15 protein-coding genes are annotated in these 19,004 nt (G+C 37.8%); 6 read left to right on the top strand and 9 right to left on the bottom strand.

Features of this window, described 5'->3' with window-relative positions; genetic code table 11:
* Positions 1-325: 325 nt before the first annotated feature.
* A complete protein-coding gene (locus JM81_RS04050; protein ID WP_144800782.1) occupies positions 326-2,572 on the bottom strand; it encodes an efflux RND transporter permease subunit in 2,247 nt (748 codons plus the stop codon).
* 109 nt (positions 2,573-2,681) lie between these two features.
* Between JM81_RS04050 and JM81_RS04045 the strand changes: the two genes are divergently transcribed.
* Positions 2,682-3,779 (top strand): BamA/TamA family outer membrane protein, encoded by a 1,098-nt coding sequence (locus JM81_RS04045; RefSeq protein WP_144800781.1) that lies wholly within the window; start codon positions 2,682-2,684, stop codon positions 3,777-3,779.
* A gap of 5 nt (positions 3,780-3,784) precedes the next feature.
* Here JM81_RS04045 and JM81_RS04040 read toward each other — a convergent pair whose 3' ends face one another.
* A complete protein-coding gene (locus tag JM81_RS04040) occupies positions 3,785-4,573 on the bottom strand; it encodes a DUF547 domain-containing protein (protein WP_144800780.1) in 789 nt (262 codons plus the stop codon).
* A 220-nt stretch (positions 4,574-4,793) separates the two neighbouring features.
* On the opposite strand from JM81_RS04040, the gene JM81_RS04035 reads away from it, so the two are divergent.
* Both JM81_RS04035 and JM81_RS04030 read left to right on the top strand, forming a co-directional pair.
* Positions 4,794-5,498, top strand: a complete 705-nt coding sequence (locus JM81_RS04035; RefSeq protein ID WP_144800779.1) for a glycosyltransferase — start codon at positions 4,794-4,796, stop codon at positions 5,496-5,498.
* Positions 5,491-6,540, top strand: coding sequence for a VOC family protein (locus tag JM81_RS04030; RefSeq protein WP_144800778.1), 1,050 nt, complete (start codon positions 5,491-5,493; stop codon positions 6,538-6,540). The genes JM81_RS04035 and JM81_RS04030 overlap by 8 nt, the downstream gene beginning before the upstream one ends.
* 14 nt (positions 6,541-6,554) lie before the next feature.
* Here the strand turns inward: JM81_RS04030 and JM81_RS04025 are convergent, their stop codons facing one another.
* The 7 genes from JM81_RS04025 to JM81_RS03995 all read right to left on the bottom strand — a co-directional run bounded on the left by JM81_RS04025 (position 6,555) and on the right by JM81_RS03995 (position 13,870).
* Positions 6,555-6,737 carry a hypothetical protein gene (locus JM81_RS04025; RefSeq protein WP_089260059.1) on the bottom strand — a complete coding sequence of 61 codons (183 nt, stop codon included), beginning with the start codon at positions 6,735-6,737 and terminating at the stop codon, positions 6,555-6,557.
* A 66-nt stretch (positions 6,738-6,803) separates the two neighbouring features.
* Positions 6,804-7,595, bottom strand: coding sequence for an anti-sigma factor domain-containing protein (locus tag JM81_RS04020; protein WP_144800777.1), 792 nt, complete (start codon positions 7,593-7,595; stop codon positions 6,804-6,806).
* 1 nt (position 7,596) lies between these two features.
* Positions 7,597-8,130 (bottom strand): RNA polymerase sigma factor, encoded by a 534-nt coding sequence (locus JM81_RS04015; protein WP_144800776.1) that lies wholly within the window; start codon positions 8,128-8,130, stop codon positions 7,597-7,599.
* A 74-nt stretch (positions 8,131-8,204) separates the two neighbouring features.
* Positions 8,205-8,798: a superoxide dismutase family protein gene (locus tag JM81_RS04010; protein ID WP_144800775.1), complete on the bottom strand. Its 594-nt coding sequence runs from the start codon at positions 8,796-8,798 to the stop codon at positions 8,205-8,207.
* A 111-nt stretch (positions 8,799-8,909) separates the two neighbouring features.
* Positions 8,910-9,635 carry a DUF2490 domain-containing protein gene (locus JM81_RS04005; protein WP_144800774.1) on the bottom strand — a complete coding sequence of 242 codons (726 nt, stop codon included), beginning with the start codon at positions 9,633-9,635 and terminating at the stop codon, positions 8,910-8,912.
* Positions 9,636-9,657: 22 nt separating this feature from the next.
* Complete coding sequence (locus tag JM81_RS04000) at positions 9,658-12,909, bottom strand: VPS10 domain-containing protein (protein WP_261374953.1); 3,252 nt, start codon at positions 12,907-12,909, stop codon at positions 9,658-9,660.
* A 370-nt stretch (positions 12,910-13,279) separates the two neighbouring features.
* On the bottom strand, positions 13,280-13,870 hold the full coding sequence (locus JM81_RS03995; RefSeq protein WP_315897741.1) for a methyltransferase domain-containing protein: 591 nt from the start codon (positions 13,868-13,870) through the stop codon (positions 13,280-13,282).
* Between the two features lie 147 nt (positions 13,871-14,017).
* Between JM81_RS03995 and JM81_RS03990 the strand changes: the two genes are divergently transcribed.
* From JM81_RS03990 to JM81_RS03980, 3 genes are all read left to right on the top strand, one after another.
* Entirely contained in the window at positions 14,018-17,245 is a 3,228-nt protein-coding gene (locus JM81_RS03990) for a S41 family peptidase (protein ID WP_144800772.1), read from the top strand.
* Positions 17,246-17,363: 118 nt separating this feature from the next.
* Positions 17,364-18,098 carry a DUF3667 domain-containing protein gene (locus tag JM81_RS03985; protein ID WP_144800771.1) on the top strand — a complete coding sequence of 245 codons (735 nt, stop codon included), beginning with the start codon at positions 17,364-17,366 and terminating at the stop codon, positions 18,096-18,098.
* Positions 18,099-18,306: 208 nt separating this feature from the next.
* Positions 18,307-18,810: a hypothetical protein gene (locus JM81_RS03980; RefSeq protein WP_144800770.1), complete on the top strand. Its 504-nt coding sequence runs from the start codon at positions 18,307-18,309 to the stop codon at positions 18,808-18,810.
* The last annotated feature ends 194 nt before the right edge of the window (positions 18,811-19,004 follow it).

Genomic DNA, 19,004 nt, shown 5'->3' with positions numbered 1-19,004 from the left:
ATTATTTTCATTTCTGGTTTGTTTTAGGTTGGATTGTTTTTTTTCAGGGCCGTGGTTTATCCGCGGCTCTGTTATTTTTTAGGTATTTCGTCGAAAAATTAACAGATTTTAAGATTTGTATGGATGAAATGCATATATTTATCGACCAAATACATTTAAAATGCCCCAGCATCTTAAATACGTTAACTAAATGTTGTCACTAAAACTAGTAATGTTATGGAATACCTACTCTTCACATTATGGATTAGCTTAATGATTTTATTGGTTGGAAAAACAATTTTCGCGTATAGATCTCTTCAAAAAACGCTTAATAAAACCAATAATTCTATTTAATCAATTTTCTTAAAAGTACCGGTAGCAGGAGTAAATCCAGTATTAAGGCCGTTACCAGGGTTACACTTATGATCAATCCTATTGTTCTACTGGGTTGGTGAATGGAGAATAACATGACCATAAATCCAAAGAACAGGATAATGGTGGTGATGACCAATGCCCTACCAGTCTGTACAAAGGTTTTTTCCAGCGCGGCCTCTTTGCTTAGCCCTTGGGTAATTCCTAGTTTGTATTTTCCCAAGAAATGAATGGTATCATCTACCGCTATGCCAAAAACAATGGCAAAAACCACGGATAATGATGCCTCTAGCGGTATATTTAAAAAACCAAGTACACTACCGGCAAATAAAATTGGAAGAATATTGGGCACAAGTGATATCAGGAAAATTTTAATGTCCCTGAAAATAAATGCCATGATCACCCCAATTAAAAGAAGACCGTACAACAGTCCTTCCAATAAATTTTTTCTAATGTATTTTGAATTTTTATCTAGTAAGATGCTTTTACCTGTAATCTTTACCGTAACGATAGAAGTATCCATCTGGGTTGTAGCAAAATCAGTAATACTTTTGTAAACTACGCTAAGGCTGTCCGTTCCTACGTCTTGCAACTTTCCGTTGATACGGGCCACGGTTTCATCTTCAGAGATAAACTGTCCCAATTGTTTGCGTACTAAGCGATTGGCATCTTTTTTATATTTTTCAAAAGTAGATTTGTCAGGTGGAAGCTTAAAATAATCAGCGTTGTTCAGATGGTAGGCCTTATTGATGATTTTATAGGGCAAGTTTGCAGATTGTACGTTGCCAATGCTTTTAAGGGTTTTTAAATGGACCAATAATTTTTCAACTTCTTGCGCAACCTCAAAATCGGTCACTTTGAACTTTGGCTTGCTGGTTACTGCAATTTCCAGTGGTCTAAAACCTGCATAATTTTCTTGGAAAAAATCAAAATCTGCAGCAATCTTACTTCTTGCCGGTAAGGCTTGCTTAAATTCATAATCGGTTTTTATGAGATAAATTCCTAGAAAGCAGAGTAGTGTAAAAACTACGGTCCCAAAAATTATACTTTTAGGATATTCCCTAGTAAATGTATTTAGGCGCAATAAATAGGTTGTCCATTTTATAGAAACACTTTTGCCCCCAATCAGTTTTTTTTCCGGTAGACTGATCAATAATGAACCGGTCAGGAAAATGACCGTAAAATAGGCAACTAAAACACCAATTGCGGCATTGATTCCAAAGTCTTGGATACTGACCAATCTAGACGATAAAAGAGTTACAAAACCTATTGCAGTGGTTACCGAGGTCAATAAAGTAGTCATACCTACTTCCTTTAACGAAGATAGTATAGCGGTATAACGCGGTAAGCCGTTTTGAAGTTTTCGTATATAACTATCCGTAAGATGAATAACATCTGACGTACCAACAATGAGCATTAGCACAGGATAAAATACGGCCATGGCATTTAGTTCTTTCCCCAAAACTGCTAATAGTCCCATAAACAGTAACAATGAAAGGGCTATGGAAAATACGGAAATCCAGACAACGGGCATACTACGATAAACCAATAGTAGGATTATAAAAACAAGGATAGAGGCAACAATGGTGGTGGTTAGTACCTCTGTTTTCTGCATATCCACTATGGCCTCGTAAAAAAACGCCCTTCCCAAAATATGGTAGGAATTTAAATGATGCCTTTTTAAGGAGGCACGTACACTGTCCAATAACACACCGGACTGTTTATAATCCAAATTATCCTCGGTTTTTAAGGCCAGTACCATTGATGACCTATGTGCATCTATGAGTACATTGGTAAATAAGGAATCTTCCTGAATTTTGCGCCAGTCTTTTTCATATTGTAAAGTATCATCAATATGTATAATGGGTAGGGTAGTATAACCAAACGATGTTTTTAGCGGGTAGGATAGGGTGGTCAAGGAACTACTCTCCAACACATGTTCAAAACCCTTACTTTCACGGGAAAAGGAATCAAAATTGTTTAAAAATTCGTGTTGAAAGATATTGGGACTGTTTTTTACAGCTATAAGCAAGAAGTTGTCATCTGTACCAAATTTCTCAACATAATCATCATAAAACGCCAAGTCCGGATCCTCTTCGGGAAAGAACTGACTAAAATCAAAGGAGAATTTTAAATTGCCCAATTGAGTGGCGGAAACTGTGCCCAACAATACAAATGCCCCTATACATATTTTTTTGAGTAGACCTAGGTTGACCTTCATATAACGAAGTGAGGTGAAAATTATAATTCCAGTGCAAATTTACCATTCTAGTTAGTATTTACTGCATTAAGAGCATTAATAGCAACTATTATGTCGTTATTTTACCCATATGCAAAAAAATATAGCAAGAATACTTTTTGTGTTGCTTACAGGTGGGTGTTGCCTTTTACATGGACAATCACAGCAAGTGGAAGAGGACACTATAAAAAACTTAAGATTAAATGTCTTGCCCGTAGTATTCTATACACCGGAAACCGGTTTGGGATATGGGGCATTGGGTCTATCCACATTTAGGTTAAAGGGTGAAAAAACAACTACGCGACCCTCTTCCGTACAACTGGGCATTACCTTTACCTCTAAAAAACAGTTTTTAATGTTCATGCCATATGAATTTTATTTGGATGAGGAACGTTGGAGGTTTAAGGGAGAGCTGGGCTATTATAAATATTTCTATAATTATTACGGATTGGGAATGGATTCCAGAGAGGAGGACAAAGAACTGTATACTGCAGATTTTCCTAGGTTTCGCCTAGCTGCATATAGGGAATTGTTTAAAGGATTCTCAGTTGGTTTGGGCTATGAATTTGATGGATATAATGTATTGGAGCCAGAACCTAATGGACTTCTTGATGCAACAGCGGATATTATAGGAAAGGATGGGGGAACAATATCCAATATTGGATTGTTGGCCCTTTACGATACACGTGATAATATATTTCACCCTACAAAAGGTTGGTATATAGAGGGGGTCTTTTACAATAGTGCCCCATGGCTGGGATCTGATTTCACCTATCGTAAATTTGAGCTGGATACCCGCTATTATCAGCGAATAAAAGGTGATATCATTTTAGCTTCCAACTTATTTTTTGGTAACCGTAGTAGTGGTACGCCATTTCAGGATTTAAATTATTTGGGAACCAAGAGAACAAGGGGATTTGATAACAGGCGTTATCTTGATAAGAATGAAATTAGTTTGGCAACGGAATTGCGTTTTCCTATTTATAGAAGATTTAAAGGAGCTGTATTTGGTGCTTCTGGAACTGTAATACCATCGTTGAGCCAGGCCATTAATACCTCCTACAAAAGTGCATTTGGTGGTGGGTTCAGATATATAGTCAACAAAAAGGAAGGTACAAGATTACGGGTAGACTATGGAATCTCCAGTGAAGGTGGTCAATTTTATTTTACCATAAATGAGGCATTTTAAACTTATTAAAGCTCAATAAAATTATTGAGGTCCAAAGTCCAGTCATAATTTTGATACTCCAAGTCTATACCCTTGGTAGTAGGAATAAAACCTTTATTCTTCAATATTTTTTTAATACCGCCTTTCCCGCCAAAATCGCCCCTAAACCAATTAAATAAAGAACTAATTGTAGCAACTTTGGTACTCGGGTCATAGTCGGTGGTTCTTTCAAGGTACTGTTGGGTACCTTTATTAAACTGCTCATCTAAACGTTGCCACTCATATATTGCTACTGGCGGACAGTCCTTTGCGCCACAGTTTAAGGCAAAATGAATTTGATACACGGGATCGTTAACACGTAATTTTCGTTCAAATTTATTAGGAAACCATTTTCTAATATAGCCAAGGCCATATTCAAATTGCGACTTTCGTATAAGACCGTGTTCTATTTTGGCAAACGAAATGGTTTCTCCGGCTATTTTAATTTGCTCTTTTTTAAAAAAACTGCCACGATCATCATATAATTCTGGGTTTTTCTGTAATATCACCTGTATATACGCATTGTAGATGTTTATCCAAAATGCCAACCTTTTAGCATTGGAATCCAGGGCCTTGTCAAGTGTTGCAATGTTGGTATTAGCGAAAATATCCTGTAGCTCTTGCGTGTTTTCTTTATCGATGATTTTTTGCAGAAATAATTCTGACAATTTATTAAAGTCTTCTGGTATATCTGTCGAAGTTTGTGCGTTTATATTTTCACAATGGACCAAGAATGTAAAGCAGAACACCAACAAGGAATACAGGTAATTTTTCATATATATACTATTAGAGTATCTTAATTACGTAAATATGGGGAAAAGGTTTGTGGATTGTTAGTCGTATCAATAATTAAGTGATTACAAAGACCTTTTTTTATAATTTGTATCAGAATTAAAACTATTTTCATCAATTTGCGTAGGTAGAGGAAAGTCAAAACATTAAAAATTGAAAGACGGTATTTCTAAGGTAAAAATTTTCCAAAAGTAGTACGAATATATGATCAGTATAATAATACCAGCACATAATGAGTATGTTAATTTGGAACGTCTTTTTAACAGTGCGGTTTTTTTACATCACCGGCAACTTCTGGAAGTTATCATTGCCGCATCCCCATCAACAAATGACGCAACGTCATCGCTAAGCAGTATTCCAAAAGTTAATGTAATCAATTGTATTAACAAAGGTCGTGCGGCCCAAATGAATGAAGCTTCACAAATGGCTATGGGCAATGTTTTGGTTTTTTTACATGCAGATGTCTTACCACCGGCCAATTTTTTGGATAATATTTTAGACCGATTGGAGAATGGTTTTGATGCCGGTTTCTTTTCCTATAGGTTTGATAAGGAAACATGGTTTCTTAAAATGAACGCATCGTTTACCGCAAGGGATGGTTTTTTTACCGGAGGGGGAGACCAATGTCTGTTCATACGTAAATCTGTTTTTAACAATTTAGGCGCGTTTGATGAGCAACAGGTGCTTATGGAGGATTTTGAATTTTTTAACCGAATGAAAAAGGGCAAGGTGCCATATACCATTATAAAAAATGATCTAGTGGTCTCTGCCCGTAAGTATGAGTGTAATTCTTATCTTAGGGTTAACCTTTCCAATTTGCTTTTAGTAATGTTGTTCAAATTGGGTTGTCCCAGTTGCACATTAAAAAGTCTTCATAATAAATTGATACGAACCCCATATAATGGTTGAGGTAATAAATGGTATACAGCAAATTGGTATTGGGGTCTTGGATACTAAAACCGTATTTAATTGGTATAGAAAGCATTTAGGTTTTAATGTGTTATTGTTTAAGGATGAGGCAGTTGCGTCGTTAATGACACGGTATACCAATGGTAAGGCAGAAAAGCGTGATGCCTATTTATCATTAAATTTAGTTGGGGGTGGCGGTCTGGAAATTTGGCAATTTAAGGATAGGCTTCCCGCAGCTGCTCAAAATGATATTGTTCTGGGTGATCTTGGAATATATGCCATGAAGATCAGGTGTAAGGACCTTGTTGCCATGCATGGTTACCTAGAACATATAGGGGTATTGCAGTTAACCGATATCATAAAAACATTACCACATAGTGCCAGTTTTTATTTTGATGATCCATTTGGAAATAAAGTGCAAATGGTACAGGATTCCTATATGTTCAGTGCGGAAAAGTCTAAATGTGGTGGTGTTATGGGTGCTGTTATAGGAGTTAGCAATATGGAGCGATCCATAGAATTTTATAAAAGGATGTTGGGCTATACGGTAGTGCTGTATGATGATATAGAGACTAATGGTACTGCAGCCAATAAAAAGTATAGAAAGGTAATCCTTGGTCAAAATCGTAAGCATATAGGTGGTTTTGGAGATTTATTGGGTCCTACGCAATTAGAATTGGTGGAAATGCTACAAGGTACGCCTACAAAAATTTTCAAAGACCGTTTATGGGGAGATTTGGGTTATATACATCTTTGTTTTGATGTACAGGGTATGGACTCCTTAAGGGAAAAGGCCAAGATTCTGAAAACGCCCTTCACGGTGGATAGTTCCAACAGTTTTGATATGGGAGATGCCGCGGGTCACTTTAGTTATATAGAAGATCCGGACGGTACGTTGATAGAATTGGTAGAAACCCATAAGGTACCTATCGTAAAATCATTGGGCATTTATTTAAATCTCAAGAAAAGAGATCCGTATAAAACACTACCTAAATGGTTGGTTAAAAGTCTTGGTCTACATAAGGTAAGCAAAGACCTATAACCCTCAATAATCGTTTAACCCTTACTCGTCGTTCGTATCAATCCAATGCCCGAAAAGAAAAATATTGCGCCCAACACTCCATATACAATAAGTTGTTTGGTAGTGCCGGAACTGTTTCCAAATAAGATTGCCGCGTATACCAGACCGCCAATACCTAATAAGGTCAATACGGTCCCAAAAATTTTCTTTAAATCCATGGGCGAAAAATAATAAAAAAAGGGCAGTTAATAACTAACTGCCCTTTTAAACAATACATATATTTTTTAAGAAGCGGACACTACACCAAGTGTATATAATTGTTCCAAGGTGGGAGATTCACTTCCGCCCGCTGGTTCAAGTGTAATTCCAAATGCCTCTGATTCGTTAGGATTGTTCAAAGCAAATACCTTGTTCTCATCTGTAGCAAAATCTTCAAGGAGTCCCATACTTGTTGGTGTAAGGGGCGATAATTTCAAAGACCAGACTTGGTACACAAAACCATCTGGTGGTTCCGGTAAGCCTTTGGCATCTATGTAAACTTTTTCTTCTTTTTTGTTCCAATAAGCCTTTGCATAGGAGGTAGGGGATACCGTCTGTCCGCCAAGGGCAATAACATTAATATCCTTGTCCCTAATCGTATTCAATAATTCTTGCGTTTTTTCCAATGAAGAATCAGTGTCCGCTATTTGCTGTTCCAAAGAAGTATTTTGTTTTTCAACAACTTCAATGTTAGACTTAAGTTCCTGATTTTGTTGGTACATAAAGAACAGACCAATTGCCAATAATAATGAGGCGGCCCAACCAATATACGTCATAGCGGAACTAGATCGTTTATTCATTGAAATAACCTTACCTCCCTTGTTAATTCTGTCCATTAAGGATTGAAAGGTATAAGAAACACCCGGAGATGCTTTTTTGGATAAAGTCAATATGGAAGCTTCAATGGCTTCAATTTCCTTTTTGATTTCCGGATATTCCTTGGCATAGTTGGCTATTTCCAAATTTTCCTTATCAGAAAGGATACCGGCCACATAAAGTTCCAATATTCCCGATGCTATGTATTTTTGTACATCCATTCTATATGCTTTCCATGTTTTCCCTTAGTTGGGAAATGCAACTTCTATTTCTTGTTTTTACAGTTCCTATAGGAATGTTCAGCTCTTCGGCAGCATCTTTTTGCGTGTAACCTCTAAAATATAATAGTTCAATGATCTGAACACATTTTTCCTTTAAATTTTTCACAAGTTTTTTTAACCCTTTGGTATCTACCGCCATATGTTCCTCTTCCCTGCTTTCTAAAATACCTACGAAGTAATCTGCAGAAAGGTTCTTTTTTTGATTTTTATACGTTTTACTGCGTATTTCATCGATAGCTGCATTTCTGGCGATGTTTAGTATCCAAGTAAAGAACCTTCCTTTACTGGAATTATAACTTTCGGAATTGTTCCAGATTTTAATAAATACATCTTGACAAATTTCTTGGGCCACACTATCATTTTTAACAATGGTATTGATAACCCCGCAGATATTGTCGGCATACATTTCATGTAAGGTTTTGAAAGCGTTGGGATCCTTCTTTCTAAACTGTTCTACCAATAGGTCTAATTGCATGGATAAATTTTTATATCCGTTAAATATAAAAAAAGCTGTTCTATGAACAGCTTTTAAAAATTAAATAATTGACTCTATTCAATAATACCGGCACAACTTATACGTGCACCTGCGGCACCACTGGGCTGTGAAGTAAAATCATCTACACCTTGGTGAACGATTACTCCTTTGCCAAGAATATCCTTGTTTTCATCACCACAACCAATACACCACTCATCTGTGGAAAACTCAACATTGGCAGTACCATCTGCATCAGCGGTAAAATTACCGATGTCTCCTTTATGGTAGCCTTCTGCAGCTCCCCACTTTCCATGTGGTTCATTGGTAGGGTTCCAATGTCCACCGGTAGATGTTCCATCAGCAGAAGAACAATCTGCAGTTTGGTGGATATGTATGGCATGCTCTCCTTCAGAAAGACCGGTTAAATTTGCCGTCATGCTCACTTCACCATCCTCTTCGGTAAAAGTAACTTCACCTTTTACCTCGCTATCGCTCTTGGGTTCCATCATGAATTTAATGGTAGTGACCTCTTCGTTCATTTCCGCTTTGGCTTCTTCCATTAATTCCTCTACTTCTTCTTTGGCCTCATTGGTCTCTTTTTTGACCTCTTTACAGCTAAAGGCTGCAATTAGCGCTAAAAATGCTATTTCAAATTTTAATATTTTCATATTCATGTTTTTTAGGTTAGACCATAAAGTTACATATTAATACCTACAATCTTTGCTCATATACAATCGATTTTAACATGAAAAACGATTGCATTTATAAGAGGCTGAAAATTATTCCTTTTTCTTGAACAGACCGCTTAAATCCGTATTATAGAATACCCCAACCTGCAAACGGTCAAAATTAGCCCCGGTAAAATGATTTTTCAGGTATCCAAATTGCATGCTTAAATCTTCAGTTACATTTACCCCAAGTGCGGCATAGGCACGGTTCTGACCAAAAGCATTGTCTTGTAGATTTATGAAAATTTCATCATAGAAATTTAAGAAAAAGATATCGGTTAGGGGCAAGGTCATCTGTATTCTATACCTGGCCCGGTGCAAGGTATTGCTTACATTGGTATAATTGTCCTGCACAAAACGCTGTTCCAATCGGTAACGATGTTCAAATTTAAATTCCCATACCTTATTTTTCAAAATAAACTGTTCAAAGATCCTGTGTTCCGATATGGAATTGTTTTCAAAAAATACATCATCACCTAGAATATCAAAAGCACTAAAGGTAGGATCCGTTTCTATAAAACCGTATCCTAAAGTAGCTATAGCGTTGTCATTGATATGATAATTTGCACCTGTCCTCAATAACAATTGGTTAAAATTGGATGCCATTTCATAATATCTAAACTGTGCTTCTGTATGAACACTCCATTTATCTGAAACTTTATTAGTGCCAAAATACATGAACCAACTGCCAAAATCATCTTCACCCGTACCTTCATTTTGGGCATTGACATGTAGTGTAGCAATGCATAATGCCATTATAGCTAAAATGTTCTTCATTTTTTATCCTCTTCTTTATCTATTAATTGATGTTAAATGTTTTGGTTTCTTTAAATGGCGATAGGTCCAAACGTTCCATTGCCGCTTTGTATTTTGCCCAATCATCCGTATAAAAACTGTTTGTTTTGTCCAATGCGGTTCCTAATTCCTGTTTGGCAAAATTGATTAATTGGGTTTCTGTAGCGGTCATACCATTTTTGCGGGATCCTACATAGCTTCTTGCGTTTTGAAGCCGTTGCATAACCGTAATTTCCTTATTTCGGGTAATTCCTTGACGCTTATCTACCTTACCCAGGTAAAGGGCTATTACAGAATCTGTTTGTTTGATAATATCTTTGGATGCTTCAATTTGTTCCTTGTATTTCTTCTCGTCCAATTTCTTGAGGTCTTTCTGAAATTGTTCTGCGACTGTTTTACTTTCTACCAATTGCTTAACGGCATCCGAAGCCTTTTGCAAATAGGACTCCAAAAGCTTTCCATTGGTATATACTGCATTGATTGCTTCTGGTGAAATTTGTAAACGTGGGTCTGATTTTACGGTAATGGAGGATTCTTCAATTGCATCCCCATACATCATTTTAATAATATACGTTCCCGGTTTAACGTCTACACCGCCGGATTCCCTTTTCCTAGTCTGAATTTTTCGGGATGGCCTGTCCGGTCCTTTTTCATCCATTCCCCAGTATATTCTATGAAACCCAGGTTTTTCAGGCGTCTTATACTTTAAGGTTCTTATAAGTCGGTCACTATCATAAAAATCAAACTGTATAGAATCCTTTTTCTGTACCCCGGTTAATTTGGGCTGTTCTGTAGATAAAGAATCCTTGGCCACGTTGCCCTTATCGGCTTTATTTGTGGTACCTTTTTCCTCCTTATCTTTTTTTGAGTTGCCCTTTTTATTGCCCGTTTTCAGGTAGTATGTAATCATTGCACCTTGTTTTCTATTTTCACCTTGGTAAAGGGCATCTCCACCAAAACGGCTTCCCGTTGGTTGTTGATAGGCTGCTTGATAAGCGGTAGGAGGATCAAATAGCTCAACGTCCTTGTTCAATATACTTAAATCCGTTGCCAAGGCTCGTAACGGACGTATATCGTCCAACACCCATGCGGCCCTTCCAAATGTACCAATGACCAAATCATGCTCCCTTGGGTGTATGGCCAGGTCCTTTGTTGATACGGTAGGAAATCCTTCGGTCCATTTTTGCCATTTTTCTCCAGCGTTGAACGATAGGTATAGCCCGTCATCCGTTCCCAAGAACATTAGATTAGGATTTTCAGGATCTTCAATAATAGATAAGGTATAACTTTCCACATCATTGGCATCTACAATCCTGGTCCATGTTTTGCCATAATCCTTTGTTCTATATGCATAAGGGGTGTAATTGAACCTTCTATAGTCGTTGGCAATTAAAAGGGCTTCACCCTTATTGCGTGTAGATGCTTTAATTTGGGGAATCCAACTTCCTTTGGGCAGACCTTTTAAATTGGCGGTTACCTCTGTCCAGGTTTCACCACCGTTTTGGGTATAGTGCACACGACCATCATCTGATCCAACCCATAGCATATCCTTTTCTACTGAAGAAGGTTCAATGACCAAAATCGTGGTATGGTTTTCTGCACCTGTTGCATCCATGGAAAGTCCACCACTTTCACTTTGTTTTTGTTTTTCTGGATCATTAGTGGTCAGGTCAGGGGAAATTATTTCCCAGGTCAAACCTTTATCACTACTCTTATGAACAAATTGACTTCCAAAATATACGCTGCTATTATCAAAAGGTTCCTGGCTTATGGCCGAGTTCCAATTAAACCGCAGTTCTGTTTTTGCATCTGGCGGGGTAGGCCTAACAATATAGTTGTTACCTGTTTCATGATCAAAACGTTGTACAAAACCTTGTTGGCTCATGGTATAGCCATATCTAGAATCTTCAGGATCGGGAACTACGTCAAAACCGTCTCCAAAACTGATTTCTTGCCAGTAACTGTTTCTAATGCCCTGTGCTTTCCAAACATAGGCTGGTCCACGCCAAGAACCGTTATCCTGCATTCCGCCATAAACATTGTACGGATAATCGTTGTCCGTGGCTATATGATAAAACTGGGCCACCGGCAAATTGCCGATAAAGCGCCATGTTTTACCTCCATCTTTGGAGATATTGAGTCCGCCATCGTTACCGTCCATCATGAACTGACCATTCTCCGGATGTATCCAAAAAGCATGATGATCTGGATGTACCCCGTTATCCACTCCATAGGCCGGCATTAATTGTTCAAAGTTCTTACCGCCATCTTGGGATACGTTGACATAGGTAAAGACAGAAAATACCCTGTTTTCGTTTTCCGGGTCTACATAAATTTCGGAATAATAAAAAGGCCTGTTGCCTATATCTCCTTTATCATTGACCTTTTTCCATTTAAATCCACCATCCTCAGATTTATAGAGCGCATTCTTTTTGGCCTCTACCAAAGCGTAGACCACATTAGGTTTGCCTGCGGCTATGGCCACACCAATTCTTCCTAGGTCACCAGCGGGCAACCCATCCTCTTCGGTCAATTTTTTCCAATTCTTACCGCCGTCATGGGTCATATATAGTCCACTGCCGGCACCACCGGAGTTAAAGAACCAAGGCTCACGTTTGTGTTCCCACATTGCCGCAATCAGTTTATTGGGGTTTGAGGGGTCCATGATCAAGTCCGCCACACCGGTTTTATTATTTACAAAGAGAACTTTCTCCCAAGTTTCGCCACCATCCGTAGTTTTGAAGACACCACGTTCCGGGTGCTCGCCCCAAGGGGAACCAATGGCCCCCACATATACGGTATTAGGATTCATGAGGTCTATTTTTATTCTGTGGATGTGTCTCGTTTTTTCAAGCCCCATGGATTTCCAGGTTTTTCCCCCATCCAAGGATTTAAAGACACCGTACCCTCCATTTAAACTATTTCTAGGATTACCTTCACCGGTCCCTGCCCAGATTACGGAAGGATTATTTTGTTGAATAGCGACCGCACCTATGGACGCCGTGACCTCTTTGTCAAAAATAGGTTCCCATTTTATACCGCCTGAGGTAGATTTCCATAAACCTCCCGAAGCTGTTCCTACATACATAATATCTGGATTGCTGATAACGACATCAATTGCCGTAACCCGGCCGCTCATACCGCCAGGTCCAATATTACGGGGTTTAAGGTCCTGTACGAGGTCCATTTTAAATTCTTGGGCAGTAAGTAAAACAGATGCGAAAAGCATCAAAATGGAGAGTAATTTTCTTGTCATTTGAGTGGTTTGTTAGTTATGTTTCTAAAAATAGCAGAAAAGAAAGGGAAGTATTCTTAAAAGGATGTTAACAGTGAATACTTTTGAAGAATCTATAATCCTTTAACAGTTTTGGTGTTGGTTATTGGTTGTTTGTTGCAGATCTACGGTATTCAGTGTGCTGCTGTTCGTATCCGTGGCAGAATCAGCGAGCAATGTTCAGTTTTTTAATAGCAAGGTAAGATGCAATCCATAAGATCAGTGTTCCTAACATCTCGATAACGTAAGATGTGGCAAAGATCCAAACTGTTAATGGAACTCAACCAGAATAACCGAAAAAGGACTTGGGACAACGAAAAGCGAGCAGAAGACTGCGCGCTACAAATTATGGTCACAGAACCTCAAAAATACCGAACAACTCTTTACCTAATCTTGGGGGGATGGAATTGTAACAGCGATCAAAAGTGATCGTTTTAAAATAAGGGGTTAAATAACTGATATATAATTCTTTATTCCCTCCAAATGGGCGATTTTCCATGTCCTCTGTCAAGGGAAAATCAAACCAGACACCAACAAGTTTACCATTAGGTTTTAAAAGGCTGGCCATATGTTTGGCATAGGCCCTTCTATTTTCATCCGTAGGTACAAAGGAGCAAAAGAACGTCTGTTCCAGGATAAGGTCGAACTGGTCATGGTAATCAAAAAAATCCCCATGATGCACCTGTGATCTAGGAAAACTTTGATTTCGTTCAATAAAAGCTTGTAATGGTAAAATAGAAATATCTAAAATATGTACCTGCCTAAATCCTTGTTGCCATAAATATTCCGCTTCATAGGCATTTCCCGCACCGGGAATCAATATTATAATTTCTTTGTCCTCTAGCTGGTCTATATAATCTTTTATTGGGGTAGACGGGTATCCAATGTTCCATCCGGTGTGGTGTTCCTTATAGCGCTGTGTCCAATATTGCTCTTCGTTCAAAATCAGGATATTTATTGATTTATAAAATTAAACAGATTTAAGGGTAATGCCAAGTATGTAGAAAACCGATCCATTGGTCATTCTTCCTTTGTGGCAAACAAATCAATTTCCTACCTTACCCACCAGCTAACCATCAACGAATAACGTATGAGAAAATTTATTTGTGCCATAATTTTGGCTTGTTTTACCCTTGCCGGTTTTGCCCAAACCAACCCTAAATGGGCAAGGTATCCATCTATAGCACCAGATGGTAAAACCATAGCGTTTACCTATAAGGGCAATCTATTCTCCGTTGATGCAGTTGGTGGTCTTGCCAAACAACTAACGTTTCATGCCGCCCATGATTACGCTCCCGTATGGAGTAAGGATGGCAAGCACATTGCTTTCTCGTCCAATAGGTATGGAAATTTTGATGTTTTTGTAATGAATGCAGATGGTGGTCCCGCAAACCGACTAACGTTTCATAGCAATGATGAAACACCGTTTTGTTTTTCCGCGGAAAATGATAAGGTGTTATTTGGGGCAACCCGGTTAGATGCCATTACGCACAGACAATATCCTACCGGCACACAACCGGAACTCTATAGTGTCTCCAAGGAAGGAGGGCGCGTGGAGCAGGTACTGACCGTTCCAGCAGAAGATGTTCAGATAAACAATGAGGGCACAAAAATGGTCTATCATGATAAAAAAGGATATGAAGATGTATTTAGAAAGCATCATGTATCTGCCATTACCAGAGATATTTGGTCGTATACACCCGCAACAGGGGAGCATGTAAAATTAACCGATTTTGAGGGGGAGGACCGTAATCCGGTTTTTGCAAAGGATGGAAAGACCATATTTTATTTAAGTGAACGCAAAGGGTCGTTCAACGTATTTTCCAAAAGTTTGGATGAAAACCTTCAGCCTACCCAACTAACCAATTTCAAGACACATCCCGTCCGCTCTTTAAGTATAGGAAACAATATATTGGCCTTTGGCTATGACGGTGAAATTTATACCCTTAAGGAGGGTCAAGATCTAAAAAAGGTTAATATCATCATTAGAACACAAGAAGAAAATAACCCTACCGCGTATATTTCCATTAACGGTGGTGTAAGTGAAATGGATATAGCGCCCAATGGAAAGGAAATAGCTTTTATAAGCAGGGGGGAAGTCTTTGTTACCTCGGTAGATGGTGCGTTGACCAAGCGAATTACCAATACCCCGCAACAGGAAAGATTTGTAAAGTTCATGCCAGATGGCCAGAGTGTGGCCTATGCAAGTGAACGAAATGGCAAGTGGTCCATTTTTAAAACTTCAAAAGCACGATTACAGGAGCCTTATTTTTTTGCTGCAACCGTTTTTAGGGAGGATACACTAGTGAGTTCAAACAAAGACATTTATTTACCGGAATTCTCCCCGGACAGTACCTATATAGCCTATGTAGAAGGCAGAAGAACCTTAAAAGTGAAGAATCTAAAAACAAAGGAAGAATTTACATTGCTAACCCCTAAGGAGCTTTACCATATGCAAGATGGAGACCAATATTTTAAATGGAGCCCAGATAGTAATTGGCTGCTGGTAAGCTGGGGGGTATCATTAAGTAATTCAGAAGTATTGCTGATTTCCAAGGATGGCAAGCAAAGGAAGAATTTAACGCAAAGTGGCTATTATGATGGTTCGCCAAAATGGGTAGACAAAGGAAACCAGTTGCTATATTTCTCCAATAGGGATGGTCTTAAAAGTTACGCTACAAGCGGTAGGTCAGAATTAGATGTGTACAGTATGTTCCTAAATAAAAATGCATGGGACAAGTTCAACAAATCCAAGGAAGAGTATGATTTGTTAAAACTGATAGAGGATGCGGAAAAGGAAAAAGAGGAAGCGGCTTCCAATGATGATAAGAAGAAAAAGAAGGCGGATAAAAAAGAAGAGGTAAAACCCTTGATGTTTGATTTAGAAGATGTGGAACAAAGAAAATCCCGTTTAACCATTCACTCTTCTCTATTGGCGGATGCCGTGTTGTCCAAGGATGGCGAAAAATTATACTACCTGACCCGTTTTGAAAAAAATCTTAATCTATGGGAAACCGAAATACGGACCAAGAACACCAAACAATTGGTTGCCTTGGGAGCCAAATCCGGAAGTTTGCAATGGGATGCAAAAAAGGAAAATTTGTTTCTTTTAGCGGACGGTAAGATTTCAAAAGTTGATTTAACGGCAAAAAAGACCGAACCGGTAAAACTAAATGCCGAAATGGTTTTGGACGTGGATGCGGAGCGAGAATATATGTTCGATCACATATGGTTAAGGACAAAGGGAATTTTTTATACCTCTACCTTTCATGGTGTAGATTGGGACTTTATGCGTACCGAATATGAAAAGTATTTGCCGCACATTGGCAATGATTATGAGTTCGCAGAAATGATTTCGGAAATGTTGGGAGAGTTGAATGTAAGCCATGCCGCAGGCCGGTTCACCGATACAATTGAAAACGGCGATAAGACAGCTTCTCTTGGTATTTTTATAGATTATGGTTATTTGGGTAAAGGATTAAGGATTATGGAGGTTATTAAAAATGGACCCTTGGACAAAGCCGGATTTGATATAGAACCGGGAATGAACATTGAAAGGATAAACGGTATTGAAATAGATACGACAGTAGATGCAGCCTTTTACTTAAACCGGATAGAAGGGGAATTCACATTGTTGGATATTCTGGGAGACAATAACAAAAGAAAGCAAATTACCGTAAAACCCATTTCCTTGAACGAAGAAAATAAATTGTTGTATAAGCGCTGGGTCAACATCAATGAAAAGGATGTATTGGAAAAGAGTAACGGTACATTGGGCTATGTGCATATTCCCGGTATGAGTGACGGGCCTTATAGAAGCATTTATGAAGAAATGTTGGGTAAGTTTAATGACAAGAAGGGGGTTATTGTAGATACGCGGTTTAATGGAGGTGGAGATTTAGTTGCGGATTTGGCCATGTTCTTTACGGGAGTACCCTTTTTGTCCTATGAAACGGAGACCAGGGTAGTAGGCGGTGAACCTACGTCTAGATGGACCAAGCCTACATTGGCCATGTTCAATGAATCAATGTACAGTGATGGTTCATGCTTTGCAAGTGGATATGTTGATTTAAAAATTGGTAAAACGGTTGGTATGCCGGTACCGGGCACCTGTAGTTGGGCCGGTTGGGAACGTTTGCCCAATGGTGGGCGTTGGGGCGTTGTTCCAATTAGTGCAAAGAACAAAGCAGGTGAGTGGATGGAGAACAACGAAACCAATCCAGATATTTTAATTAAAAACCAACCAGAGATAATTGTAAAGGGTATTGATCAACAATTGGAAAAGTCCATTGAGGTATTGATGAAAGAAGTAGAATAGTTATTTCCACAATTAAATTTATACGCGCAACAACTTAATATAGTTACTGGTACTGATATTTAGTTGTTGCCATTCATTGTGGAATGCAATTTTTAACTAAGGAAAAAAACACAAATAAATGCAATGTTTAAATTGTAATAATTCGGTCAAGGAAAATTTCTGCCCAAATTGTGGACAAAAAACATCAACACACCGGTTTTCGTTTAGTTATATTTTTGATAATGGAGTATTAAACGGAATTTTTAACGTTAACAAAAGTTTTTTCTTCACTATAAAAGAGCTTTTTATACGCCCTGGGCATAGCATCAGAGAATATATTCAAGGAAAAAGAATACGACATATTAATGCTTTTAGTCTATTAATATTGCTAATTGCAATTGAATTTTTGCTTGATTTTGGCAATGTAAATAGTAATGAGACATTACCGGAAATGTTTAAGAATTCTGGGGATTCGCTGGATCAAATTTTCGAAACTTATCCGCAACTTACCTATTTAATTGTTATTTGTGTCACAACTATTTCCAGTTATCTGTTTTTTAGAAGAAGCAAACTGAATTTTGCTGAACATTTAATAATGAATATCTATTCTTGGTCTGGTTTAATTGTACTGGGATTACCTCTTACCTTATCATTTGCTTTCATTGATGATAAATCGCTGATAAGACCACTAATTAATATATATGCGTTAATTGGTTTTGGTTATGCTTTTTGGTTCTTTTATCAATTTTTTTCAGGATACCAATACAAAAAAATATATTTAGTTTTAAGAGTGTTATTGGTACTTATAATATCGCATATTTTGAAATTTATTACACTTGCTGCTTTACTTGAAATTAATAAGCTTACGAATTAAAATGCTGACTAAATTCACTCAAACGCTGAATATGGAAATCTGAATGATTGAATAATATGAACGATTAAAAATAACGAATTGGCAACACCGTATAAATTTAATTACTGATTTTTAGCCTACTTGCCAAAGTCCTGGAGCACTTTCTATATGTGATTTATTTGCTAAATTTAGTACTTGAACCACGCAACTAATAGTATACAAACACGATATGCCTAATTTAAAAAATATGAAATGTTTGTTGTTCATTCTTACTCTTTTACTTTTTTCATGTGATTTTAATGGTAAAAATGGAATTGAAATATATCAATTAAATTGGAGGTCAATAGACTTTCTTGAAAATAATAGGAAAGGAAATTATTGTGATTTAAAGATTAATCAGGAGGACCTATTTGACAAACCAATTCTAACAGATTCAGATATTGCTCATTTCGATTGGAATTCTCAAGAACTTATTTTAACAGAAAAAGGACGAGTAAAAATTGATTTACTAAAAATTCCATTGGACGGATTAGCGGTTGCCATGATTTTAAATGGAGAGATAATCTATGGTTTCTGGTTTTTGAACTCAGAATCTCCATACGGTTGTGGTGGTGTTTATTCAGAACCAAAACTAGATTTTAAATTAAAGTTTGGGCAAGCGGACGGTTATGATTATGGGAAAGACCCAAGATTTGACTCTAGAATCAAAGAATACCTAAAAACAAGAAACTAGCTAAAACAAAGCCTAGAATGAAAAAATGCGGACATTAGGGCTAAATCTAAAGGTCTGTGTATATTTTCTAAGTCGCTAAATCTTCCTATTTAGCTTTGAATAAAAAAATAAAACTAAACAATAAGCTTTTGCTGCGTGAGTAGATGGTAATAAAAAGTTTCCTCGCCTCCGCCTACACCTGGACCAAACCTTGT

It is taken from the genome of Maribacter sp. MAR_2009_72 (genome assembly GCF_007827235.1).
GTDB classification, from domain to species: Bacteria; Bacteroidota; Bacteroidia; order Flavobacteriales; family Flavobacteriaceae; genus Maribacter; species Maribacter sedimenticola.
The sequence above is the reverse complement of the archived record's forward strand: the minus strand, read 5'-3'. Positions and strand labels throughout refer to the sequence as shown.